This is a genomic window from Pseudoalteromonas sp. Z9A6, from assembly GCF_011378805.1.
Taxonomy (GTDB): Bacteria; Pseudomonadota; Gammaproteobacteria; order Enterobacterales; family Alteromonadaceae; genus Pseudoalteromonas; species Pseudoalteromonas distincta.
In genome coordinates this window covers 1-24,220 of the sequence record NZ_WTKZ01000049.1, presented here as the reverse complement: position 1 = coordinate 24,220, position 24,220 = coordinate 1, and the positions used below count along the sequence as shown (strand labels likewise).

The 24,220-nt window shown below is 38.8% G+C and carries 21 protein-coding genes; 14 read left to right on the top strand and 7 right to left on the bottom strand.

Going from position 1 to position 24,220, the window contains the following annotated elements:
- Nucleotides 1-41: 41 nt before the first annotated feature.
- Genes GQR53_RS15870 through GQR53_RS15860 form a run of 3 tightly spaced genes read right to left on the bottom strand, consistent with a single transcriptional unit; the run spans nucleotide 42 to nucleotide 2,568 of the window.
- Nucleotides 42-440, bottom strand: coding sequence for a DoxX-like family protein (locus GQR53_RS15870; protein ID WP_165744490.1), 399 nt, complete (start codon nucleotides 438-440; stop codon nucleotides 42-44).
- Nucleotides 427-1,449: a M48 family metallopeptidase gene (locus GQR53_RS15865; RefSeq protein WP_165744489.1), complete on the bottom strand. Its 1,023-nt coding sequence runs from the start codon at nucleotides 1,447-1,449 to the stop codon at nucleotides 427-429. Before GQR53_RS15865 ends, GQR53_RS15870 begins: the two co-directional genes overlap by 14 nt.
- Nucleotides 1,450-1,458: 9 nt before the next feature.
- Nucleotides 1,459-2,568 carry a YjgN family protein gene (locus GQR53_RS15860; RefSeq protein WP_165744488.1) on the bottom strand — a complete coding sequence of 370 codons (1,110 nt, stop codon included), beginning with the start codon at nucleotides 2,566-2,568 and terminating at the stop codon, nucleotides 1,459-1,461.
- 392 nt (nucleotides 2,569-2,960) lie between these two features.
- On the opposite strand from GQR53_RS15860, the gene GQR53_RS15855 reads away from it, so the two are divergent.
- The 8 genes from GQR53_RS15855 to GQR53_RS15820 all read left to right on the top strand — a co-directional run bounded on the left by GQR53_RS15855 (nucleotide 2,961) and on the right by GQR53_RS15820 (nucleotide 14,657).
- A complete protein-coding gene (locus tag GQR53_RS15855; protein ID WP_024605434.1) occupies nucleotides 2,961-3,164 on the top strand; it encodes a DUF1656 domain-containing protein in 204 nt (67 codons plus the stop codon).
- A 168-nt stretch (nucleotides 3,165-3,332) separates the two neighbouring features.
- Complete coding sequence (locus GQR53_RS15850; RefSeq protein ID WP_008138241.1) at nucleotides 3,333-4,193, top strand: HlyD family secretion protein; 861 nt, start codon at nucleotides 3,333-3,335, stop codon at nucleotides 4,191-4,193.
- Between the two features lie 10 nt (nucleotides 4,194-4,203).
- Nucleotides 4,204-6,240, top strand: coding sequence for an FUSC family protein (locus GQR53_RS15845; RefSeq protein ID WP_165744487.1), 2,037 nt, complete (start codon nucleotides 4,204-4,206; stop codon nucleotides 6,238-6,240).
- A gap of 76 nt (nucleotides 6,241-6,316) precedes the next feature.
- Nucleotides 6,317-7,048, top strand: a complete 732-nt coding sequence (locus GQR53_RS15840; protein WP_165744486.1) for an RNA methyltransferase — start codon at nucleotides 6,317-6,319, stop codon at nucleotides 7,046-7,048.
- 67 nt (nucleotides 7,049-7,115) lie between these two features.
- Nucleotides 7,116-10,517: an AAA family ATPase gene (locus GQR53_RS15835; protein ID WP_165744485.1), complete on the top strand. Its 3,402-nt coding sequence runs from the start codon at nucleotides 7,116-7,118 to the stop codon at nucleotides 10,515-10,517.
- 74 nt (nucleotides 10,518-10,591) lie between these two features.
- Entirely contained in the window at nucleotides 10,592-11,359 is a 768-nt protein-coding gene (gene zipA / locus GQR53_RS15830; protein WP_165744484.1) for a cell division protein ZipA, read from the top strand.
- 79 nt (nucleotides 11,360-11,438) lie between these two features.
- Nucleotides 11,439-12,707 carry an NAD-dependent DNA ligase LigA gene (gene ligA / locus GQR53_RS15825; protein ID WP_240917490.1) on the top strand — a complete coding sequence of 423 codons (1,269 nt, stop codon included), beginning with the start codon at nucleotides 11,439-11,441 and terminating at the stop codon, nucleotides 12,705-12,707.
- 12 nt (nucleotides 12,708-12,719) lie between these two features.
- Nucleotides 12,720-14,657 (top strand): BRCT domain-containing protein, encoded by a 1,938-nt coding sequence (locus GQR53_RS15820; RefSeq protein ID WP_165744483.1) that lies wholly within the window; start codon nucleotides 12,720-12,722, stop codon nucleotides 14,655-14,657.
- Between the two features lie 118 nt (nucleotides 14,658-14,775).
- On the opposite strand, the gene GQR53_RS15815 is transcribed toward GQR53_RS15820, so the two are convergent.
- The 4 genes from GQR53_RS15815 to GQR53_RS15800 all read right to left on the bottom strand — a co-directional run bounded on the left by GQR53_RS15815 (nucleotide 14,776) and on the right by GQR53_RS15800 (nucleotide 19,329).
- Nucleotides 14,776-16,296, bottom strand: coding sequence for an ISNCY family transposase (locus GQR53_RS15815; protein ID WP_165744482.1), 1,521 nt, complete (start codon nucleotides 16,294-16,296; stop codon nucleotides 14,776-14,778).
- A 343-nt stretch (nucleotides 16,297-16,639) separates the two neighbouring features.
- Entirely contained in the window at nucleotides 16,640-17,557 is a 918-nt protein-coding gene (locus GQR53_RS15810) for a DUF2971 domain-containing protein (protein ID WP_165744481.1), read from the bottom strand.
- A 159-nt stretch (nucleotides 17,558-17,716) separates the two neighbouring features.
- Nucleotides 17,717-18,109, bottom strand: a complete 393-nt coding sequence (locus tag GQR53_RS15805) for a hypothetical protein (RefSeq protein WP_206013321.1) — start codon at nucleotides 18,107-18,109, stop codon at nucleotides 17,717-17,719.
- 125 nt (nucleotides 18,110-18,234) lie between these two features.
- Nucleotides 18,235-19,329, bottom strand: a complete 1,095-nt coding sequence (locus GQR53_RS15800) for a hypothetical protein (RefSeq protein WP_165744480.1) — start codon at nucleotides 19,327-19,329, stop codon at nucleotides 18,235-18,237.
- A 650-nt stretch (nucleotides 19,330-19,979) separates the two neighbouring features.
- Between GQR53_RS15800 and GQR53_RS15795 the strand changes: the two genes are divergently transcribed.
- The 6 genes from GQR53_RS15795 to GQR53_RS15770 all read left to right on the top strand — a co-directional run bounded on the left by GQR53_RS15795 (nucleotide 19,980) and on the right by GQR53_RS15770 (nucleotide 24,175).
- The gene (locus tag GQR53_RS15795) at nucleotides 19,980-20,828 is read left to right on the top strand and encodes a hypothetical protein (protein WP_165744479.1); all 849 of its coding nucleotides are present in this window, start codon (nucleotides 19,980-19,982) and stop codon (nucleotides 20,826-20,828) included.
- A 110-nt stretch (nucleotides 20,829-20,938) separates the two neighbouring features.
- Complete coding sequence (locus GQR53_RS15790; protein ID WP_165744478.1) at nucleotides 20,939-21,634, top strand: hypothetical protein; 696 nt, start codon at nucleotides 20,939-20,941, stop codon at nucleotides 21,632-21,634.
- Between the two features lie 571 nt (nucleotides 21,635-22,205).
- Nucleotides 22,206-22,604, top strand: a complete 399-nt coding sequence (locus GQR53_RS15785; protein WP_165744477.1) for a mCpol domain-containing protein — start codon at nucleotides 22,206-22,208, stop codon at nucleotides 22,602-22,604.
- Nucleotides 22,588-23,202: a hypothetical protein gene (locus GQR53_RS15780; RefSeq protein WP_165744476.1), complete on the top strand. Its 615-nt coding sequence runs from the start codon at nucleotides 22,588-22,590 to the stop codon at nucleotides 23,200-23,202. Before GQR53_RS15785 ends, GQR53_RS15780 begins: the two co-directional genes overlap by 17 nt.
- 44 nt (nucleotides 23,203-23,246) lie before the next feature.
- Nucleotides 23,247-23,843: a pancortin-3 gene (locus tag GQR53_RS15775; RefSeq protein ID WP_165744475.1), complete on the top strand. Its 597-nt coding sequence runs from the start codon at nucleotides 23,247-23,249 to the stop codon at nucleotides 23,841-23,843.
- Complete coding sequence (locus GQR53_RS15770; protein WP_165744474.1) at nucleotides 23,843-24,175, top strand: hypothetical protein; 333 nt, start codon at nucleotides 23,843-23,845, stop codon at nucleotides 24,173-24,175. The genes GQR53_RS15775 and GQR53_RS15770 overlap by 1 nt, the downstream gene beginning before the upstream one ends.
- Nucleotides 24,176-24,220 lie beyond the last annotated feature (45 nt).

Below are 24,220 nucleotides of genomic sequence, written 5' to 3'. Positions count from 1 at the left end.
GTACTACAAAAAAGGGTATGCGCTTGCATACCCTTTTTTATTTAGAGGTATCGATTATTCAACTGCTTAATTTCTTTTAACCAAATAACGCTTAGACCAATAAGAGGCAGGTTAGTAGTTACAGGGTTAAATGCTTCAATAAGCAATTGTGGCTGCATTACAACTACAGCGAGTAAAAGCCCCATAAGCGCCAATATATTTAAAGCTACCAAATGCTTATGTTTATAAAATACAAATAAACACACGCCAAATATAATTTCACCAATTCCCGCTGAACGTGTAATTAAATCAGACACCTGTTCAGAATAGCCCGCACTGCCAGTCATTAATTTTTCAAGCGGTGCAATATGATAAAGCTTTGGAAAAAAGCCGTGGTATATCCAACTTAAACTCACTATGTAGCGAGTAAGTTGAATATAACCGCGATTATTTCCTAGCATTGTCAATACGCTCTTGTGCACTTGGGTGGCTAGACAAGTACTCTAAAAAGTCATTTACTTTTTCTAGGTGTTCGTTTTCGCTGGTATGGCTTTCTTGCAGCGCTTCTATTGCATCAGCAAAATCATTACTCGAATACCCAAGTGACTCTAATTGAATGAGTGCAAAGGTATCTGCCTCGCGTTCCATATCTCGTGAAAACCCTTGCTGAGCAAATGATGCGCCTGTACCTAACGCAACCTCTGCAACCCCTTCTAAATCACCAAATACAACCGCTAGCACAATCGTACTTGCGGCAGATTGTGCTGTAATACGTACGCTATGCTGGTGGACTACATGGCCCATTTCGTGTAGCAATACCGCTTTTAGTGCATTGGGTTTATCGGCAAGTAAATTTGCTAAATCATCTGTGACCACGATACGGCCATGGGGTAGTGCAAACGCATTAGCACCAAAGCTGTCGGATTTATAAAACGATAATCTATATACCGATTGATCAAGCGATAACGCATTAAGCATACTTGTAAAATGCGCTTGTACTTTAGCTTGCTGCTCTGCGGGCAGCTCACTTGGGTCAAGCGCAATCTTTTTAATTAGTGTAAAACTTTGCTCCCCCATTTGTTCTACAACATTACGTGGCAGGGTATCAACACTGTAAACAGCAATGGCGGGTACTGCTTTATAAAGTACTAACCACATAAAAAGCGGTGTAAATATTACTGCGGCTAAAATTGCCCATTTACTTTTTTCAAGGCGTTCCATTACGTGGTGGTTATTTTCTTTAAATGGCCATCTGTAACTTACATCTTGAGGAATAAAACGACTGCCATCTTCAAAGTTTAGTTCGTCGGCAAGTCCTGCCATCCCCGAACTTAATTTTAGACTTGAGATTGCGTGGCGAGCTATAACGTGTTCATCGTTAATAACGTCAATGTGTGTGTCGCTAATAGTTGCAACACACACTTGATAGTTACTCGATGCGATGGGAAAAAAATGTCCCTTTACATGCATGGTGAGCTCTTAAGTTAAAGAAAGGTCAATATCAAATACGTTTGCAGCTTCTTCAGCAAATGATGATTGCTGTTCTTGCGCGGTATCGATTAGGTTTAATGCGCCAGGGTAAATAGTAACGTTAGTTACATCAGCGAGCATTTTTGATGTACGTACTTTTGTCCATGGGTATGCAAGCCCTAAAGAAAATACAATAGCTAACATATTAGTGAGTAGTAAAACAGCGAAAGGAACTGGTTTTAGCTCAGATTTAAATGTAGCAACGCCTTCAAAATGGCTGTTATCAAAAATGTGATTACGAATAGCGGCGTGCCATACAGCAGAAACAATGGCAATCATCAGCACATAGGCAATCATCATAAGTATAGGTAGCATAACCATTGCAGGGGAGCTTTCTAAATTTTGTTGATTTTCAACATCTAATAAATTGAGACCAAATAACCCTAAAATCCCCATAAATACCACCATGGTGATAGAGCTCACTACAAAGCAAATAAGCGCTGTTAAGTAATAGGTTTCGCCTTTTAAATTTACAGTAAGTGGTTTATCGCCATAACTAATATTGCTATGTATATAGCTATCAATACGCTTTATAACGTAAGGCATTAATAAATAAAGTGTAAATATGCTGGCGATAGGCAAAAGTATAAAGTTAATAAAGGCTTCGCCGTAATTGCCTTTAAAAGCAAAACGAACATTACGATGGCGCGTCATACGCAGATTAAAACGTAAACCTTGATTAATAATCCATGGCATTAAAAAGATAAAACCAAGAGCAATAAACAGGCCTAAAATAGGCATAAAGCTAATAGAGAATGTGTAAATAAAAAATACAACAACCGCTAAAATCCGACCTTTTAAAATTTGTATTGGTGTTGCTAGGTAGTCAAAGCTATGACCATCTATACGGGTGTGGCCGTAAAAATAGCGATGCGTACGTACTTTAGCCCACGCTGAGTATATGCCAAGCGTAATAACGCTAAGTAATATATTTACAATCCAAATTCCAAAAAACTCACCGCCTTTACCACTAAATTGCACTTTTCCGCTAAAAATTGGTTCAGCAGGTTCATTTATTGGTGGGGTTGTTTCAGATGGGGTAGGGTGTATTGATTCCATTAAATTATATCCATGTTGTTTTTTTGTTAATTTACCCATTTTTAGTGCAAAACTCAATGTTTATAATTATCCAACCCTTCTGCAAACAGCTATAAATAGGCGTTTTAAGTATTAAGTTGAATACTCTAATACTTTTTTATAAATAAACCTCGCTGGTTTATGTATTTGGCCGGTAACTGGGGTCTTTAGCTTTTTAATATGCGATTTAGCTACTATACATAGTTAGTGCTGCTTAAATGTAATGGCATTAATTATGTATTAAGCACACCTACGTACAATTAAGCTAATTGATTTATATGCCAAAATAATAGATTGTAAGAGTAGTGCGGATGTAAATTTATTTAGGTTTTACAGCTTTTATCACCGCTTTAAATAACATTAGGATATTTATTATGTTCCAAGCAGTCGTGTTAGGGGGATTAGAGTTTAGCCCGCTGATTGTTTACTTTCCAATTGCATTTATTTTAACGGCGTTGACTCGTTTTGCTTTGCATCGACTAGATTGGCATGACCGTATTTGGAAAGTGGCTTGGTTTGAGGTGTCACTATTTGTTTGTTACTTAGCACTCGCCGTCTATTTATACCAATCTGTTTAATTAATTGAGCTATTTTGAGGCAAGAAAACCGTGTCGATAACAAGGCAAAAATTTCGTTATTTAGTTGTTCTATATCAGAAATTTTTAACACAGTTAGCGTCAGGTTTAAGCCCTCAAATTACTCAAGTATTATTGCGGGTTGGTATTACTAAGTGGAAGATAAATTGAATGATTAAATATCTGCGTATTACTTTTACTATATTGGTTGTTATAGCTGCGGTTTTTGCTGGGCGTTGGGTATGGACTGACTACATGCATACTCCTTGGACGCGCGACGGTCGCATTCGAGCAGACATAGTTACAGTTGCTCCAGACGTGTCGGGTTGGGTGACTGCTTTAAACATTAAAGATGGTCAAAACGTACAAAAAGGCGAAGTACTTTTTAATGTTGATCAAAAGCGTTATCAAGCAGCGCTTGATAAAAGTAAAGCAAACACAGAAAACGCATTGTATACATGGGAACTTGCCAAACACAAATACGAAAGACGTGTTGAGCTAAACACTCAACAGGCAATAAGTGAAGAAACGCTAGAATCAACACGTATCAATACTAAAATTGCTGAGGCAAATTATAACCTAGCTAAAACAGAGCAAACAATTGCGCAATTAAATGTTGATAGAACTAAAATTGTTGCGCCTGCATCGGGGCAAATAATTAATCTGAATTTACGCCAAGGTAACTATGTAGCTCAAGGCACACCTGTGTTTGCTATTGTTCAGTCAGATTCATTTTACGTAACGGGTTACTTTGAAGAGAGTAAAATACCGCTTATTTATCCTGATCAAAAAGCTAAAATAGCGCTTTTAAGCGGTGGTAAGCAATTAACGGGGCATGTAGTGAGTGTAGGTAAAGCCATTGCAAATACGAATACACAAAGTAACGGTCAGCTTTTACCACAAGTACAACAAACATTTAATTGGGTACGTTTATCGCAACGTATTCCTGTTGATATTAAGTTAGATTCATTGCCCGAAAATACACAGCTTAGCGCAGGAATGACCGCCACAATACATCTCGCTACACGTTAAGGGGAATATAGTGGGCGTTGTATTACAAAATTTGTTTTTTCCTAAAAAACAGGCAATTATTTTTGCGACTAAGGGCGTTATAGCCATGGTAATGGCGCTTACTATTGCTATGTGGCTTAATCTTGAAAGACCTTATTGGGCGTTAGTCTCGGCTATATTTTTGCAATTACGCCCGCAAAGCGGATTAGTTATTGAAAAAGCAATTTGCCAAATAATAGGCACCATAGTGGGTGGTTTATTTGGCATATTGCTTTTAACTCAGTTAATTCTCTACCCTTATTTAGCGCTCGGTGCACTGGCATTATGGTTGGGGGTAAACTCTGCGTTATCGGCAATGGTACGCCAAGCAAACTTTGTTTATGCGTTTGCTATGGCAGGTGTAACAGCCGCTATTATTGTACTTTTAGTCATGGTTACTCCGGCAATGGTGAGCAGTCAAAGTATATTTGATATAGCACAAGCGCGCGTGAGTGAAATAGTAATAGGCTCAATATGTGCAGGCCTTGTGAGCCATTTGTTTTGGCCTGTAAAAGTTAAACACTTACTACAAGTACAAGCGCGGTCGGTTATAAACCAAACGTTAGATTATTTAGTAACTGAGCTTGATTCTAAAGGCTCGCACGAAAATCGCCATCAACAAATAGATGGCATTATGGCAACGTTAGGATCTATAAACGAAGACTCCAGCGCAGTAAGGTACGAAGGACCAAAAGGTCCAGGGCGCTCACGTGCTGCAAATCAATTGTCGCAAAAAGTGCTTTCTTTATTGGCTTCAATTCAAATAATTGGTCGCCTGCAACGAAACCACGCAGATCTCATTACTCCCACATTAGACAAATTAATAAGTAAACTTAAACACGTATTCGCGCAAATTAAAGAGTCTGACGATTTTGATTACTGCGCCGAACAAGTTAAAACGCTGCGTAAAGAGCTAACCGACTATAGAGCAAATACGGTGTGTGATTCGCCATTTGAATCTCACATGCTCAATGTGAGCTTAGAAGTAGCAGTCGACTTAACAATTTTACTACGCGCATACAGAGCGTTAGAAGAGCGTGATAAAACATTATTAAATGCACCCAGTATGCTTACATATCGCGACCCATTAGCTGGCATAATTGTTGGATTTAGAACTGCTTTGGTGTTTTCTATCGGCGCATTTATTTGGATTAATACAGGCTCTTCTGCTGCATTATTAATTATGATTTTACCGGTCATATTTTCGATAATGTTGGCGAGAATACCGTTAGCTATTTTACAGGTGGTAATAAAGCGTTTATTGGTAGGCGTGGTGGTCGCTGCTATTGTAACTATTTTTTACGCACTCAATTTATTATCACAAAGTGGTGGGCAATTAGAAATATTGCTACTTGTATTAGCAGGACCTTATTTTCTGGGTTTACTGCTGCTAGCTGATCAACAAACATTGCCATATGGCTTGGGGTTTTGTATCCCATTTACGATTTTGGTAAGACCCAGTACCGATATGAGCCTTGCGTTTTCAATCGATTACACACTTAGCTCTGCCATGGCAATTTTTGCGGGGGTGAGTATTTTATTTTGGATTTTTCAGTTATTCACAGGCCCGAGTGTGCAATTACTTGTTCATCGTGTTTTTAAGGCCACTTATAAAGATTTACTCGAAATAAATAACCATCCAACCCCAAGTATTTGGTATAACCGCCGCATGGCCGATAGGTTAATTCGCCTAACTAATTACGATCAAGGTTCACACTCACGCGTAATTACTGATCTTGCACTAACCGCTCTAAATTTAGGGCATGCGTCGGTTCGATTAAACTCAATTTGTGAAAATTTGGCTGGTAATACAAAGCTAAAGTATTTAAATGAGTGGCAGCGTACATTAGCCGATGCATTTATGTTGGCAACCAAGGGCAAGTTTAATAATAAGTTTAAGCAAGCGTCAGATAATCTTTATGAGGAATTGGCTCAGACGGTTGACGATTCAAATCAATTAGAGGCAATAAAAGGCATGTTTATTCGCATTGATCTGACCTTCGAAAGAAGTGCGAGTAAGATAAATTAGCCCCATTCGCTGCTTTTCGAGTTCAGATGTTATAACGAAATCTGTTATACTTGCTGGATAATTTTATGGGGCTGTTATGATTTCAAAAAACCAACTCAAACTTATTCGCCAACTTGGCCAAAAAAAGTACCGAAAGCAATATAATCAATACCTTGTACAGGGTGAGAAAAACGTACTTGAGTTATTAAACAGCCCATTAAATGTGGTTAATATTTTTGCTACAAACGAATTTATAAATGCGTACCAAGGTAAGTATCCGCAAGCTAACTTTATTGAAGCTGATGAAGAAGCCCTCACCAAAGCCAGCACGCTAGTTAGCAATAATGCAGCCATTGCTATTGTTGATATGCCAAAGGCAGCTTTACCACAAGCAAGTGGCTTAATACTCGCACTTGATGGCGTATCAGACCCTGGTAATTTAGGCACAATAATAAGAGTGGCAGACTGGTACGGTATTAAACATATAGTAACTAGCACCGACAGCGCAGACGCTTACAACCCAAAAACAATTAGCGCCACGATGGGCTCATTTGTAAGGGTATCGGTAAGCCAAGTAGATTTACCTGATTATCTACAGTCTTTAAATTTACCTGTTTACGGTGCTTTTTTAGATGGGCAAAGCGTGCATAAAACCCAATTTACGGGCTCAGGCGTTTTACTAATGGGCAGTGAGTCGCATGGAATACGCGAGACATGTGCAAAGTTAGTAACTAATAAAATCACCATCCCCGCTTTTGGTGGTGCAGAGTCGCTTAATGTGGCAATGGCGACCGGTATTATTTTAGATAATTTTAAACGACAAGCTTAACAATTTAACTGTTAATGAGTTAAATTGTTTGTAATCAATAACAATAATAATCGGTAATAACAATAAGATGCGCTTAAGCACTATTAAATTAGCGGGCTTTAAATCGTTTGTAGAGCCCACTAAAATTCCATTTCCTGATCAAATGACGTGTGTTGTTGGCCCCAATGGCTGTGGCAAATCTAACGTTATTGATGCAGTACGATGGGTGCTAGGTGAAAGCTCTGCTAAAAACCTGCGTGGCGACGCCATGACCGACGTTATTTTTAATGGCTCAACTAATCGAAAAGCCATATCACAAGCCTCTGTAGAGCTTGTTTTTGATAACGATAAAGGAAGTCCTTCAAACACATTTGCCGATCGAAACCAAATTGCTATTAAGCGTTTAGTAACGCGCGACGGACAGTCACTGTATTTTTTAAATGGCAGTAAATGCCGTAAGCGCGATATTACCGATATATTTTTAGGCACCGGTCTTGGTCCACGTAGTTACGCAATTATTGAGCAAGGGATGATCTCGCGCTTAATAGAAAGTAAACCACAAGAGCTGCGCGTATTTTTAGAAGAAGCCGCTGGCGTTTCTAAATACAAAGAGCGTCGCCGTGAAACACAAACTCGTATAAAGAGCACTCGCGAAAACCTTGAACGTTTGTTAGATGTGCGTAAAGAACTACAAAGTCAGTTAGATAAATTGGCTGTGCAGTCGGTTGATGCAAAAAAATACCGCGAATTAAAAGTACAAGAACGTACGCTAAAAGGCCAAATTGCGGTTTTAAAATGGCAAAAGTTACATCAGCAGCAACTTGAAAAAAGTGCCCAAATTAAAAAACTTAATGATCAAATTTTGTTTTTTAAAACCGCTAACTCAGGGCATGACGATGTACTTGCAAGCCTAGAGGGGCAAGTACAAGCCCAGCAAAATAAACTAAGCGATGCACAGCATCAGCAACATGTAATACACACCGAGCTTACTCGCGCTGAGCAACAACAAATCAATGTAAAGCAGCAAACCCAAACGCTTAAACAAAGTTTAATTAAATTACAGCAACGCCAAATTCAAAGTGCTGAGGTAAAATCGCAGCAGCAAATTGTGTGCGAGCAACTTAATGAAGCCCTGCAAGAGGCAAGTGAAAACGCCTTAATATGTGAAGAGCAAGTTAGTGGGTTAACGCATGAACTTGAGGAATTATTAGCACTTAAGCAGCGCCACCATACTCATTGGCAAGCTTTGTGTGAGCAACAGCAACAGCTTAATAATAATGCGCAACTGCATAGTAGTCACATTAAACAAACTCAGCAGCAAATTGATCATGTTAACGAGCAAATTGATCAGTTAACTGTTCAGCTTAGCGAGCTACAAAGTAGTGATGTAGAGCAGCAGTTAATACAGCAAACACAGCAAACACAAACCTTAACTCAAGAACTTGCCGCTAAACAAACAGCACATACGAAGTGCACTGCTAAGCTTGAAATGCAAAATGAGCTTGTTAATAACTCACAAAAACAATATTCGACACTCACTCAAACAATAAACGAGTTAAAAGCCAGTATAACGGGGCTTAAAAGTACATTAGGGCTTGATGAGAAAAGTGAACGTACTAATGGTTTGTTTAATCAGCTAAGTGTTAAAGAAGGCTTTGAGCTTCTAATAGAGCAAGCACTTAAATCTTTAGAGCATTTAAATGTAAGTGAGCAGCAAGCTGATAACAGTGTGTGGCCAAATAGTGATAAAAGTGTGCCAACAAATAGCTTAGCTACATATATAACAAGCGGTGTTTATCCAGAGCATTTAGCACGTATTGCTTATAGTGAAAGCGGTGATTTAGAAATACTAAAAAATAGTTTTTATACAGCTGTTATGGATAAAAACGGTGCTTTATATGGTCGTAACTGGCATGTAAGTGCCGAATGTAATGCAGAAAACTCATTACTTTTAAAGCATAAGCAATTGCAAGATAAAGCGCAGCAGTTAACTAATGCCGAGGACGAGCTACAACAAGTAACACACACTTGTGACGAACATACAGCTGAGCAAATAAAATTAATTAACGAACAAAGCGAGCTAAAAGAAGCGATACATGAGCTTGCGCAAAATATAGCGGTAGCCAGTACGCGCAGCGATATGCTTGTGCAGCAAGTAGCACAATTTAAGTTACAACTAGAAAAGCTACAGCAACAAAAACAGCAATTAACCACTGCGCTTTTACAATTAAATACCGTGCTTGGTGAGCAAACAGAGCAATTTGAAGTGTTGAATGAGCAGCAACTTAACTTAGCGGATGAAGTAGACGCTGCAAATAGCTTGCGCTCACAAAGTGATAAAAGTTATAGCGAAGCATTAAGCATGCTTGAGCAATATAAAACACAAGCACATAAGGCAACGCTCTCAGAGCAAAAGGCACGCAGTGAATGGCAGTTAAGCCAAACCAAATTGAGCCATGCAGAGCAAGAGCACGTTAGTGCATCAGAAGGTGCGCAAGAACTACTTAGTGAAATAGAAGAGCTGCTGATACCAGAGCAAGAACTTAGCGATAAAATTACGCAGCTCTTAGCACAGCATCAAAAAGGTGAGCAGGCATTAGTATTGCTACAAAAAGAATTAGCTCAGGCGAAAGAGAGCTTAAACACTAAGCAAATAAGCCTTAAAAATTCACAAGGTGAGCTGGTGGGCTTGCAAGAGCAGCACCAAAAGCTAACAATTGAAGAACAAAGCTTAGTAATAAAAGCGCAAGTTGCGCTTGAGCCATTAGAAGAGTTGAAACAAAGCTTAAAAGCAATACTTGATGAATTACCAGATTCATTAAATTTAAGTGCAGCACAAAATCAGTTAACAGGATTTACTAATCAGTTAGATAAATTAGGTGCAGTAAACTTGGCGGCAATAGAAGAGTTTGATTTAGCCAAAGCACGTAGTGATTATCTTGATAATCAATTAGATGATTTAACAAAAGCGTTAAGCACCCTTGAAGGTGCAATTCGTAAAATTGATAGTGAGACCAAAACACGCTTTAAAGCGACGTTCGATCAAGTTAACGAAGACTTTGCTGAGCTATTTCCTAAAGTTTTTGGTGGTGGGAGCGCGTATTTAGAATTAACCAGTGACGATTTACTCGAAAGTGGTGTTAGTATAATGGCACGACCACCGGGTAAGAAAAATTCAACAATTCATTTGTTAAGTGGTGGAGAAAAAGCGCTGACCGCATTATCATTAGTGTTTTCTATATTCAGGCTCAATCCAGCTCCTTTCTGTATGCTGGACGAAGTAGATGCACCACTAGATGATGCCAACGTTGTGCGTTTTTGCCGTTTGGTTGAAGAAATGTCACAATCAGTGCAGTTTATTTATATTAGTCATAATAAAATTGCGATGGAAATGGCAGGTAGATTAACAGGTGTTACTATGGCAGAACCTGGCGTATCGCGTATGGTTGCTGTAGATATAGAGCAAGCTGTGCAACTTGCACACGCATAAATTTTTATAACAAGTGTATTAGTTTTTCATTAATATACAGGTTTTAGGCATATCAAATAATAAAAGGTGAGGGGATGGCCGAACAATTAAGATGGGTTTTAATCGTTATCAGTGTAATTGTCATTGGTGGTTTATTAATACATGGATTGTGGTCAGTTAGAAAAAAAGACCGCCCAGAAGTATCGGATAATGAACGGGTTGAGCCATTACAACAAAGCGCACCAGCTTCATCTAAACCGTTTCGTACTGAGGCTGAGCCAAAAGAGCCAATGCAAGACGAACGTGATGAGCCACAATTTGGCGAGCTTAACTTTGATGCAAATGAGCCGCAAATTGATACAAGCGTGCCAGAAACACCGATTGAAGATGACTTAGAAATAGTTGATGATCTTGAAACAAAAGATCAAAGTGCTGAAGAAGCGCCTGCTCAAATGTCTGACTTTGTTATTGTGCATATTCAAATGCCAGAAGAGCTTAGTATGCAGGGCAGTAAACTATTACCAACAGTTAATACTTTAGGTTTTAAATATTCTGAGGAAGGCTTTTTTAATCGCCACTTAGATCCGGCTGGCCAAGGTCCTGTTTTGTTTAGATTAGTAAATATGTACAACCCAGGTACGTTTGATATTGATAATATGGAACAATTTAGTACCGCTGGGGTAAGCTTATTTATGACGTTACCGTGCGACGGCGATGGTCTAGCGGCATTTAATATGTTGCACAGCGCAGCTAAAAAGTTAGCGGATGAATTTGGTGCACAAATTTTAGATGCTGAGCGAAATGAAATGACAGTAGAGCGCATCAGGCAATATGTTGAACAGGTTCGTTCTTTTTCAGCGTAAATAACGCATACATTATATTTTTATAAGCCACTGGACGGTGAATCGTCAAAGTGGCTTTTTTATGTTTATTGAGGTTTAAATGTCTAGCAGCATTAGTGAGCAAATTAATCATCTTCGTACTACATTAGAGCAACACAACTATAACTATTATGTGCTCGACACCCCCAGTATTCCTGATTCTGAATACGATAGGTTATTACGCGAATTAAGCGCACTAGAGATGCAGCACCCTGAATTTTTAACCGCCGACTCTCCGACACAAAAAGTAGGCGGTGCCGCACTGAGTAAATTTGAGCAAGTAGCGCATCAAGTACCCATGTTATCGCTTGATAACGCCTTTAGTGAAGAAGAGTTCACTGCGTTTAATCGCCGTATAAAAGAGCGTTTAATGAGTACCGATGAGCTTACTTTTTGTTGTGAGCCAAAACTTGATGGTTTAGCTGTATCAATTATTTATCGTGATGGTGTACTTCTACAAGCGGCTACGCGAGGTGATGGTTTTACCGGTGAAAACATTACTCAAAATGTAAAAACAATTCGTAATGTACCACTTAAGTTACGTGGCGATTACCCAAAAGAGCTTGAAGTGCGCGGCGAAGTATTTATGGACAGCGCTGGCTTTGATAAATTAAATACTGAAGCGCAAAAACGCGGTGAAAAAGTATTTGTTAATCCGCGTAATGCAGCCGCGGGGAGTTTGCGTCAACTCGACTCTAAAATTACAGCTAAACGCCCACTCATGTTTTATGCCTATAGTACCGGGCTTGTAGCTGATGGCAGCATTCCTGAGGATCACTATCAGCAACTAGAAAAGCTGACTGACTGGGGGTTACCACTGTGCCCAGAAACAAAATTAGTTGAAGGTCCTAAAGCCGCGCTTGAGTACTACAGCGATATTTTAACGCGCCGTGGTGAGCTTAAATATGAAATTGATGGCGTAGTAATAAAAATAAACCAAAAGGCCTTACAAGAGCGTTTAGGCTTTGTGGCACGTGCTCCTCGTTGGGCTATTGCGTATAAGTTTCCGGCGCAAGAGGAAATAACCCAACTACTTGATGTTGATTTTCAAGTCGGTCGTACTGGCGCCATTACACCTGTTGCACGTTTGAAGCCTGTTTTTGTGGGTGGCGTTACCGTATCAAATGCAACGCTTCATAACAGTGATGAAGTTGCACGTTTAGGCGTAAAAGTAGGCGATACAGTTATTATTCGCCGCGCAGGAGATGTGAGTGTCACCTTAAGTAAGTTTGTTTCAAGTAGGAATCATCAAATAAGAAGTTACTATATGAATAATCATTTTTCCGATGGCAAATCTTCTTTAAATCTTCTATCGACAGCAGCCCATTAAGGATATCTTGTAATGTTAAAAGCCACTTTCAGTAATGAGCAAATAGACACTCTAAAAAAAATAGATAAAGAAATTAAGCCAAATGAGTTAATTAGTCTTTTTGATAAATCAAACTTAGATTCAGATGAATTAGTACAAATCTTAAAAGCATCAAACGCTCTTTATAGAGTAGGTCTTCAAGTCATAACAGATGAACAATATGATTTATATATTTCTATGCTAAGAAGTATTAATCACCTTCACCCATACCTTAATAAAGTTGAACCTGAAGCTCTTGCAGAAGCAAAAACAGTAGAATTACCGCAAAGAATGCTTTCAACAGAAAAAGCTTATTCAAAAGAAGATATAGAAAAATGGTTGAAAAGGATCTTGAAAGCGGCTCAAGAAATTAATATTTCAGAAAAAGATATTTATTTAAGAGTAACACCGAAACTTGACGGTTACGCAGCTTTTGATGATGGTCAGAAATTATATACAAGAGGCGATGGTTACAGAGGCCAAGATATCACAAGGGCATTTGATAGAGGGCTAAAAGTTGCAGAAAATGGCGTTCGAGGTTTAGGTCCCGGTGAAATAGTCATTAAGAAGAGTTATTTCGATAGTAAATTGAGTGATATTTTTGAAAACTCAAGAAATATACAAGCAGCTATAATCGCAGAAAAGAAGTTAGACGAAAACGTCCAGAAAGCTATAAAAGATGGTGCATGCGTTTTTTATCCATTCACTTTAATTAAAAACAAAACAGCTCACTTTTCTGAAATCATTGAAAATTTCGAGTCAATAGTTGAAGAAATATGGAAAGCTGTAGATTTTGATATCGATGGTGTCATTCTTGAAACAACTCATGAAGACTTGAAAGAGTATATGGGCGCTACAAGAAAGAGCCATAGGTGGCAAATTGCTTTTAAAGTTAATGAAGATTCTGCTGAAGTAAAAGTGATAAGCATAACACCGCAAACTTCAAGGACTGGTCGCATATCTCCTGTAGCTGAGTTAGTTCCTACAAAATTAAGTGGTGTAACAATTAAGAGGGTTACTGTCCATCATTATAATATGGTTAAAACCAAAAAAATTGGCTCCGGTGCAATAGTTGAAATAGTCAGAAGTGGTCTTGTAATACCAAAAATTGAAAGAGTTATTAAGGAATCTGAGGTTCAACTCCCGGATAATTGCCCTAGTTGCGGCTCGAAGCTCTTGTGGGAGTCAGATCATTTAATTTGTCCTAACAAAAGTGATTGTCCAGCCCAAACCGAAAACACTTTAATACATTTTTTCAAGACGTTAGGTAACAATGATGGTTTTGGGCCTAAAGTTATAGAAAAGATTACTAACTTTGGAATTAAACATATACATGAAATATATCAAATTCCTAAACATAAATTTTTAGCTTTTGGCTTTGGTGATAAGACGTCACAAAACTTAGTAGATCAACTGCAAGCAAGTCGTGAGATTGAAATAGAAGATTGGCGTTTCCTCTCAGCTTTTGGAGTAAGTCGATTAGGTGGTGGGAACTGCGAGAAATTGCTTCAGCATTGTCCTATAGTGGAGCTTTTCGAAATATCAGTCGAGGATATGGTTAAGATAGATGGATTTGCACAACTGAGCGCTGAAGCTATCGTTGAAGGCCTAGCAAACATTAGAGAAGAGTTTTTTAAGGTTTATAATCTTGGCTTTAAATTAAGTGTTACGGCTAAGGAGTCCGATAGAGTAAGTTTAAATTCTCCAATTGCTGGAACCGTTGTTGTTTTTACTGGCTCCATGCAACAAGGTTCTCGTGGAGACATGGAAAAACATGCAAAAACACTCGGAGCAAAAGTAGCTAAGTCTGTTACAGGTAACACGACCTATTTGGTAACGGGCGAAAAGGTTGGTGAAACAAAAATTAATGCCGCAAAAGATAAGGGCGTAGAAGTGTTAACAGAGCAAGAATATCTTAGCTTAATTGGATAAATCAATTATCCCAAAAAATTATATGAAGAAGTGTGATTACCAAGGGATTATGTCGGTCTAATTACCGAGCGACTTTGTCGTAAATAGCATATCAGCCAGTTACTAAACTGGCTACCTTTTATGCCGATTCAGCCAGAGCATTAGATTTTTCGACTCGCAATGCGGTGGTATTCATATTGTTTCTTAGCCACATGCTGCGCACACCGCCCGCGCTAATATCAACACCAAGGGCTTCACTGAGCTTTATCGCGACTTTCTGCTGACCAAGGTGAGGGTGTTCAATTGAGAATTGCACAACGGCGTCTTCTATCGCCTTATCCACACAGTTTTTGTGCCGTAGATTAGGTGTTTCTTGGCGTTTTAATGCTTCAGGGCCACCTCGCTTAACTAGTCTTAAGTGCCGATGAATAGTGTCTCGTGATACGCCACTTTGGCGTGATGCAGCGCTGACGCTTCCGAGTTTTTCGATTAACGCTAATACTTCAAGTTTCTTCTGTACTGCCAAGTCTTCTGATGCCAGTTTGCTTGGCTCATTAACTTCCGAGATCTTGAGTTTGCGACCAGCGAAGTGAGCGGTAAACCCTTTTTTACTCGTGTTCCTTATCTCGATTTTCTGATTGGCAATGGAGTGCTTGAGCGGTGAATCTATTAGGTAGAACTTGTTGCCATAACTGAAGGTATGGTCGTTACGTATTTTACGATGGTCTTTAATGACGCAGATATCATCAAGGTTGATGTGTTTCGACAGAGGCGTAAATTCAGGTGCTTGCTTTGATTTTACTTGAACTTTCGACTGCCAGAACTGCGGAATGAAGATATGCTTAAGGTAGGCATTGGCAGCGGCAATATCGTTAATATTGTTCAACCTAAGTTCGGGCACCAATCGGTCTTGGAAGGTATCGAACGCCCGTTCGACGCGCCCTTTACCTTGTGGGGAATTGGCAAAGATGATTTCAATGCCCAGCTCCTCACAAGCCCTCTGCATCTGTGAGAAGTTGCAGCGCTTCGGGCCGCCGAAGATACCGGCTCTGTCCACATAAAGCGTTTTAAACACACCTTTCGTTTCGATACATTCTCTCATGACTTTCAGGCATCCAACGGTGGTCTCTGACGGGAAGAACTCAGCATATACTTCACTGGTCGCATCATCAATCATGGCAATTAAACAGTGCTTTTTATCCCCAAACCAGCGATGTGGACTGCCATCCATTTGCATCATTAGACCCGGTGCTTCCATGCGCTCTCTGCGCTTTCGAACATTGCTACGTCTTCGTTTGGCTCGTTTAACGTGATGAATATCATGTGCCCAACCGCGTAGGGTTTCACGCTTAATAACAATGTTCTCATTCGTAGCTAATTGTTCAGCCAAGTGCAACAGATTCAAATCGTAATATTTTTCCTGAATCAATTTTTGAACCACTTTTTTTATTGATACCGGCGTTTTGTTGGGTGGGGCTTTGCCACTGTTACCATGAACAGCGAATTGAATACCGACTTGCTGATATTGCTTTACGTAGCGTTCAATAGTGCGTCGAGACTTACTGAGTAACTTAGCAGCATTGGCAATTGTTATCCTGCCTTCAACCACTTTAGCTATGATGTCAACGGTGAGTTGAGCTTTAGAATCCATCACAATCATCCTCAACATGCCTTCTAGTATTCCAAAAACAAAACACTAACAGACACGTAAAAAAATGACCGACAAATTCCCTTGGTAATTAGCGATTACGACAGAATCGCTTGGTAATTAAGATACGACAAAGTCGCTTGGTGTTAACAAAATTATATGAAGAAGTCTTAACTTAATCTGTCAGGTTTGATTTTTAGTTTTTGATCAAATCTGACAGTCGCATATGTGCCAGAAGTGGACATTGGCGATGCCTCGTTAAGAGGCGAAAAATTGTTGGCTAAAATATTGGACAAAGAAAGCAGCTATCTGTTTTTGTCCTCTTAAACGACTTATTAGTTTTTGTTTAGCAAAACTATTTCCCTATTTTACCCATAGATTGCATATAGCTTTCCAGTTGCCCCATTGAACTTAACATTCTAAATGGGTTACTTCTAACAGCGTCATCCTTATGAGCTTCTGTTATGCTGCACCAAGGACATAAATCGCCCTTCGCGACTAATGGCTCTTGGCAACTCTCACAAGTATTGGACGCAATTAAAATATCGCTACCAGAGAATGTAAAAACATCATTAGACTCATTTTTCATATACGGCTTCGGATAGCTTTTACCGATGACTAACTCATACCAAGTCAATTCATTTTCTTCAGCTATTTCCTGTGCTAAGCCAACGTTTTCCTTAGGGTATTTTGAACCAATGATAATACCAGTCACCAAATCACAGGGAATATATAAAATATCATTCCCAGCAACTTTCTCTGTAACCTTTCTCATATCAACAAGCCTACATTCTTGCTCATATTTCCAGTCATCGTATTTAGCAAAATACGATTCAACAAAAATATATTCTTGTAAGGCATACGAGTGACGTGGTTTTTTTAAAACAGCAGCCCTTTGAAGGATAGGTTGAAGATGCTCGCTTGGAGCATCTCTATAGGTAACATCCCAAATAGGGTTACCTTTAAAATGTTCCTGCAACTTCTCTAAATCAAACTCTAATACAAAACCTGTATGGTTATTTGCATAATGCGCCCACATAGGGGCAACAATGGGAGACTTAGAAAAACATGTTGTAGGATTTTGTGGAATATCAGAAATAATATCATTATAGAAAGCAAGCTGATCAGCAGGAGTGTTCAAATCCATCCCAAGAAATAGCTCATAGGGATCATTATAATCCTGCGGTAAAGAGCATTTGACACCACAAAAACCTTCTTTTTGAAAAACGAGTTTTATTACATCATTTGAAAAGTATTTATATATTTTTGACATTTAAATCAATCATCCATGTACGAGCCAAACTCACAGCTTTATCTGAGGACACTTTCCCTATCTTAGCGCGAAAACATATTTATATTATTCGCTCATAATACTCCTGAAAATATTACCCCATTTCAGTAACTAAAAAACCGCACTAAACAGGGTTGACCACTAATCTTCGTTGGTTCTGTTCAGCTTCTTGTTAAGCTTTTGGTCATTCTCTTTATTAGCCAAATCAGTTATAAAATTAATGTTTGACGCTATTACGCTATAAATACAAAACAACTGAGCATAGACAAGACAAAGTAACATACTAAGCCCAACAAACGAAAACAGTTCAGGCGCTTTCAAGTACAAGCTTGAATTCACTAAAAATGGTTTCATAGAAATACCTATCAACAGTATCGCCAGTATTACCGCAGAGATAACGATTACACCTACCAGCAATTGCACACGCTTTTTGTCTTCGTCTGGGAAGATAGCTGACGAGCTTGGTTGAATAACTTTACGCATGGCTTGGGGGTAAATATAAGCAATCCAAATCCCCATGATAGTGAAAATCATAGCTGACCCATTTTGCAAAATACTAACTATTGGCGATATATCGTTGTAATTTAGGTCACCTCTGAACAGCCAACTAACGACCCCTATGAAGCAAACTAAAGCCACATGCCAAATAAAGGCCTTCATCATTGGCCAACCGCTTCTTCTTGTTCTTCTTCAATAAAGGCTGACAGTAGCTTGTCACGCGAAAACTCCATCGCTTTAAACAAACGCTCTGCTGTGTAATGCCCTGTATCATCACGACCACCACCTACTAAGTCGTTTACAGATAAAGTGCTTTTAACGACGAAGTTATCTAACCAGACAACACCTGAGTTTTCTTTTTTAAAGCCAATGTTTCGCCAGTCATCACCGTCTGTGTACTCTCGTTCGTAAAGGTCAATCATCTCCTTCAGTTCTCTTACTGTCGGCTTAGCCTCAATATTAACCTCTACCTTTCTATCAGCTCTCGTAACTTGATTTGATACAAAAGGTAGATCTTTGAATAAATTAGTCCAACCGCCTTGCTGTACGACCTGAGCGCTAATCACATCACGCTTAACGAAGTGCGTGATTTTACCTGTCAGATCTTCTAAATCAGATTTAGTAGTTGGCTTCTTAAACTGTTCAGAATAAGCCTGAAACCATAAATTACCTTTCTCGCCTTGCTTAGTCGGAGCAAACGAGATAGAAAGATACTTACCTTTACCGCCTTTGCGCTCTTTCTCTACGACTTTTCTTTGTCTAAAGTCACTATGCAGCTCGACATAGTCACGCATGAATCGGTTCATAATCTCGGTGTCTGCAACAGAATTAGGAAAACGAATAGAGGAGAAAATTTCTAACGACGGAATAAACCAGTAATAAGCGGCCTCTCCCCAAATAACACGGTCGTTACCAACGTTATCGTCAGCATTATAAAGGTTATTGTCTTCTAGCCCAGCATCAGCCTTAATGCCGTATACGCCATTTCCCTGGCCAATTGCACGCCAAAGGACAAGCATGTAATCGCCTGTTTCCTCATCACGCTCTAAAGCCTTTAAATACACTTTTTTACGGTTACTGTAGCCGACTGTTTGGTCATCCCACAGCAGCGTATCTTCTAAAGAGATTCTGTCTTGAAACCATTTTTGTAAGGAGTTGAGCATTACATCCATACTCAAAGGTTCGAAGTAATCATCAGCTCTACGAGCAAAGCCCAATGAATTATATTTGAAAAATGTTACAAGTCCTTCGCTCATAAAAGCTCCTTCTATTTATTGAGAATATAGTAAATCACAAACAATGATTAACTCAAAGTTATTAAATTAAAATGCACTACTTTATAGAGGTGGTTTAGTTAAATCGCATAAAGCTTGTTGAAATTGATTTTTAGCCTTGCTGTTTGATTGAGAACAATCTACAACTCAACTACCACTGCTTGCTGTGTTTTTGGAAATCATTTCAGTCCAAACTCGTAATAAAATGAACGTCTGTTATTCGCTCACAGCTGAACTTCTCAAAAGTGCCAGGAGCAGTCATTAATGATTAACTCGTTTCTGCCCCTTTTCGAGTTAGCAAATTGCATATTTTGCAAATTGGTTTTGCCCCAAAATGAGTTAACGCAAATACCCTAAAGATCTGTTTTGAGAGATAACCAGACATTGAGGTTGGCTTAAAATATGAGTTAATTGATTTCCAAACTGTGTAGTTCGTGCATTTATTCAAGGTAATGGGCAACGAGCGCATTTTTTGTGAATATCTTTAGCGCCAATAGAAAATTATAGTTGGCTATGCATTACGTTATTTGTTAAAAATAGATTTATTAATACATGAGCGTGACATCGGCAGAAAGATGCGCGACGCGCGTACTATAAAATGTTATCACCTACTTGGATAGAAGGTTCCGTCTTTGAAATATGATTTTAAGAATGACTGGAAAGCTCATGTAAGTGATGAGCTACTTTTGCAGGGGTTTAAGTATGATGATAGTAAGGATCTGGCTGATAATAGCATTATCCTTTTCAATATTAATCGTCGACTACCAATGCAGACCCCAAGAAAAGTGATTTTCTCTAGCGAGTTTTATTGCCCAGATGAAAACATAAGAGGGCTTGATTACTTAGTTAAAAAAATAGAGGCTGGAGATTGTTTAACTCCGAACCTGAGTAAAACAATTTCTAGAGCTGATTATAATGATGCAGCCTTAGATGATTGGGGGATTCATCACTTTCATTTAGGTGGTAAACAAATAAACGGAGTGGTCGAACGTACAAAGAATGTTGTGTTTGTCTTTATTTTGGCTGACCGTGCTTTGTTTATACAGATATTGGCTCATGGTAAGGGGTATCCTGATGTATGGGTAAATACTTCATTGCTAGAAATTATTCATAATAACTGGCCAGATACTATATCTCACATGAAAACCACGTTAAGTGGGACTAAATTAAGTGCTTTAGAGCGCACAAATCTTCGGAGATGCAATACCAATGTTGATATTGAAGTTTCCGATGGAACAGTTTATTTTTCACCAGGTGGTGGTCGCATGACTAACGGTGACTCCATGACTGATTTTATGAGTCTTCAGCTTATCTATCGAGACTTAGAGTTTTTAGAGGCCATTGTCGCTCAAACAGCTGATCAAATTAAGAAAAAAATTACTACTCCAAATGGTGATCTTCACTTTCGAGTAGATTTCTCTGATATAAAGAAATTACGTGTCATTGAGGTAAATTCTAAGACAGTATTAAATTTCCAATAAAATGTGATAACAAAGGTAGGCACGCAGACTAGTTTTAAGCTGCTTTCGCTACTCGCTCAACCAACTTAAAACTAGCTGGTGCTACCGGCGTTATTTTCTAGGGTAAACATTTGAAAATTTTAAGCATCACCTTTGTTTTAGCTTTGCTTGTTCCAATCTTCCTATATACGAATCAATTTGGATTAGGCCTATGGGATGATCATGCTAAATGGGCTGAAATGGGAAGCTTCTTTGGTGGAATATTAGGGCCGATAGTCACTGTTATTTCTATTGGTTTTATTTATATTCAACTCAAAGCCCATCAAAAGCAGCAGCAATATACTCTCGACACATTAAAATTACAGAAAATCGAATCAGATATTTTATTTTTTTCAGCAGTCGTTAAGTCGGAGCTAAGTCGCGAAATATCAACAATGGATAACAAAACTCTAAATAGTATACTAAGCAATCATGCCGCAGAGTTTTGCTCCGTTCACACTCATTATCAGGGTAGCGAAGACCCTGATTTAATCGTTAAAGAGTTTGGCCGGCGATCATTTGACTTCTTGATTTGCTACGAAAGTCTTTTTGCATCATGGCGTGCTATCAATGCTCAACTACATTCATTAAAAGCTCTTGATGAAGCTTTATCTATGGAAAACTACAAATCACAACTTGCGCGTGTATTCACCACATTAGATAGTTATATTTGCTCACATTTGGATACAATCTCAATGACGTTAGATAACGGGTTTAATCCACATTTTCGACCTTCATTCGAGGATTCTCGTGCAGAGGTTCAGGAGTCAATGGGTAAGAGAATATAACAAACGCATTAGTTGCTTTGTGTTTCCGCTTCGCTCTAACTTACAACAAAGCAATTTCCGTATTCGGTTCGTTTTATGCGAAATTAACCTAATATAGCCGACGATCTAAAACGTTTTTGTCCATCGACGATTTATCAATATAACTCACCTTTGCCCCAAAACCACTTAACGCAAATGCTCTAGAGTCGAATTTGAAAGAACTACGGCAGTTACCCAAAGCAGAACAAGAGAGCTGCCTAAAATCAATTCGTTAACCTGCTTAGTTGCTCAGGCTAGCGGGCTCTGTGCGCGTAAAAAATATAATTGCTTATTAAGGCAAATTTAGGTGTAATGAATACATAATAAGCGCTGAGCAATGCAGGGAAAGCTTCATTAATAATAGATTCGCTGTTCAAACCAAATGATTTGGCTAATGTCTCTAAAAAGCAAATTCCCATAGCATAAACAACACCAACTCTGACACACCGAGAAGGGAGCGCCTCAGTCCAACAAGCGATTATGCAGCACATACTGCGTGTCGCATAAATACTAAAATGTTAGGCTCCAACTCTATTTACAACCGAGGTTCTAGTTGAAATATATTTCTATTGATGGTGATGATGTAGGTAGAAAGATTACATCATATTATTTGAGTAATGACTGCAACGGGCTTGAGGAGTTAAGCAGCTCTATTAGGGCTTCTACAAAGGCAATATCAGTTAAGCTTCAGGAACATGGATTTGACATCATTTTTTGCGCTGCCGATGGAGTCGCGGCGTCTACGAAACAAGATATTGACATGAAATCTATATTCTCCGAAATAAGGAAAATATCTCCAAATGGAGTTACTTTTTCCGCAGGGTCTGGGTCAAGTATTCGTGAATCCTATATTGCTTTAATTTCAGCTAAGAGCAATGGGAAAAATTGCCTTCATGAGTATTCAACATTAGATGATTACAGCAAGGATTGCCAAATTGTTCAGGATCGTTAAGTTTGACCTACTTTTAAAGTACATTGCTCTTGCTACCGTTGTCATCAGTATGGGTATTTACGCCCTTGTACAAACATACTGGCTACCTGATATATCGCTATTTAAGGTTATTACGATATCTTCAATAGTAAGTACCTTATTAATTCTATTGCTATTGACTTCCTTTATATCTCGGAAGATATGGGCTGTTTTAGCTTGGTTTGATAAATCAATGTTTCCTGATCTAAATGGAACATGGGAAGGCGAAATCACTTTAGAAGATGGTAAAAAAATTTCGGCTAAAGCTGTGATTCGACAATCGTTACTTGCAACTCAAATTGACATGCATGGCGAAACGACTAAATCAATAACCCTGGAAACAACGCCAACAATTGAGCAGGGACAAAAGAAGCTATATTACGTCTATCGTTCAACTCCAAAAACACCAGGATGGCCTTCTTATAATGGCTCTACATTATTTGATATAAGGACTATAGACTCGGGGAAAGGAAAAATGTATGAACTTTCTGGTCACTATTACACTGATCGAAAAACAATTGGCAGGGTTCGGCTAACTCAGATTAGCAAGGATTCAAATAATGACGTTTCATTTTACTAAAAAGCCTAACAAGGCGCTGCTACGGTTAAATCACGGAGAAAGCTATGCATGATTATGCTGTATTTGGACATGATAGATCTACTATCGGAAGGTGGTTGGGGTTTATATCTATTGCCCTCTCAGGTGGAGTCGCTCAGCTATTGGCTATTGCTAGTAATCTAAGTGGTATTGAGGCATTTACAAAAGCAACAATTACCACAGGCGTAGTATATTTTTTACTCCATTGGATATTCAATAAATGGGTATGGAAAATTTCATTTTTTGAAGTTCCAAACTTAAATGGGGAATGGGAACTTAAGGGGCAAACGCTAAATGATGATGGGACTACTAAATTCGATTGGGAAGGTTCTATTGGAATTGAGCAAACTTGGAAAAATATCCAAGTACACCTAAAAACAAAAAACAGTCAAAGCGAAAGTTATACTGCGACGCTTTCTAAGCGGTTCGGTCCAACAGGTGGCTGGCTTCTTTCATACAGTTACAAAAATGAGCCAGAAATAGAGCAGAGCCATGAGTTGAATTCTCATAAAGGTTACTGCGAAGTTGAGTTTAATAAAGAACTAACGGTTGGTAAAGCCTCCTATTTCAATAGTGCAGGAAGAAAGACATTTGGTGTTATGAGTTTAAAAAGGATTCAATAATGATTGACTTTGAAAAACGGTTGAAATCGCTTAAAGAGCGCAGACAAGGAACTCGTGAACGAGCTATTTATGATTCTATGGAGTCTTTTTCTGCCAATAATGCAATACAGCGTGGGGTTGATGTCAGGAAATCAGAATCATTTGAAAACCTGAATGAAGTCGCTGGTGTCAAATACGCGATAGGCGCAATGTCCGCTGTGGAACCAGCATCTACAAATGTATCTATTGATGAGGGTAATCGAGTAGCTGATAGTCTTATTAAGAGTTTGCAAAATAGTGGTGAATCTGTCACCAAGCGGCTTCAAGGCTCAGTGGCTTTAGATATTCAGTGAGCGTCTAGCGAACTACACCTATGTTTTAAAATTCCAGGGTAACAA

Bases quoted from the DNA above. Each gene is read 5' to 3' on its own strand.
- GQR53_RS15870 (WP_165744490.1), bottom strand. From the start codon at position 440: ATGCTAGGAAATAATCGCGGTTATATTCAACTTACTCGCTACATAGTG.
- GQR53_RS15865 (WP_165744489.1), bottom strand. From the start codon at position 1,449: ATGCATGTAAAGGGACATTTTTTTCCCATCGCATCGAGTAACTATCAA.
- GQR53_RS15860 (WP_165744488.1), bottom strand. From the start codon at position 2,568: ATGGAATCAATACACCCTACCCCATCTGAAACAACCCCACCAATAAAT.
- GQR53_RS15855 (WP_024605434.1), top strand. From the start codon at position 2,961: ATGTTCCAAGCAGTCGTGTTAGGGGGATTAGAGTTTAGCCCGCTGATT.
- GQR53_RS15850 (WP_008138241.1), top strand. From the start codon at position 3,333: ATGATTAAATATCTGCGTATTACTTTTACTATATTGGTTGTTATAGCT.
- GQR53_RS15840 (WP_165744486.1), top strand. From the start codon at position 6,317: ATGATTTCAAAAAACCAACTCAAACTTATTCGCCAACTTGGCCAAAAA.
- GQR53_RS15835 (WP_165744485.1), top strand. From the start codon at position 7,116: ATGCGCTTAAGCACTATTAAATTAGCGGGCTTTAAATCGTTTGTAGAG.
- zipA (WP_165744484.1), top strand. From the start codon at position 10,592: ATGGCCGAACAATTAAGATGGGTTTTAATCGTTATCAGTGTAATTGTC.
- ligA (WP_240917490.1), top strand. From the start codon at position 11,439: ATGTCTAGCAGCATTAGTGAGCAAATTAATCATCTTCGTACTACATTA.
- GQR53_RS15820 (WP_165744483.1), top strand. From the start codon at position 12,720: ATGTTAAAAGCCACTTTCAGTAATGAGCAAATAGACACTCTAAAAAAA.
- GQR53_RS15815 (WP_165744482.1), bottom strand. From the start codon at position 16,296: ATGATTGTGATGGATTCTAAAGCTCAACTCACCGTTGACATCATAGCT.
- GQR53_RS15810 (WP_165744481.1), bottom strand. From the start codon at position 17,557: ATGTCAAAAATATATAAATACTTTTCAAATGATGTAATAAAACTCGTT.
- GQR53_RS15805 (WP_206013321.1), bottom strand. From the start codon at position 18,109: ATGATTTTCACTATCATGGGGATTTGGATTGCTTATATTTACCCCCAA.
- GQR53_RS15800 (WP_165744480.1), bottom strand. From the start codon at position 19,329: ATGAGCGAAGGACTTGTAACATTTTTCAAATATAATTCATTGGGCTTT.
- GQR53_RS15775 (WP_165744475.1), top strand. From the start codon at position 23,247: ATGCATGATTATGCTGTATTTGGACATGATAGATCTACTATCGGAAGG.
- GQR53_RS15770 (WP_165744474.1), top strand. From the start codon at position 23,843: ATGATTGACTTTGAAAAACGGTTGAAATCGCTTAAAGAGCGCAGACAA.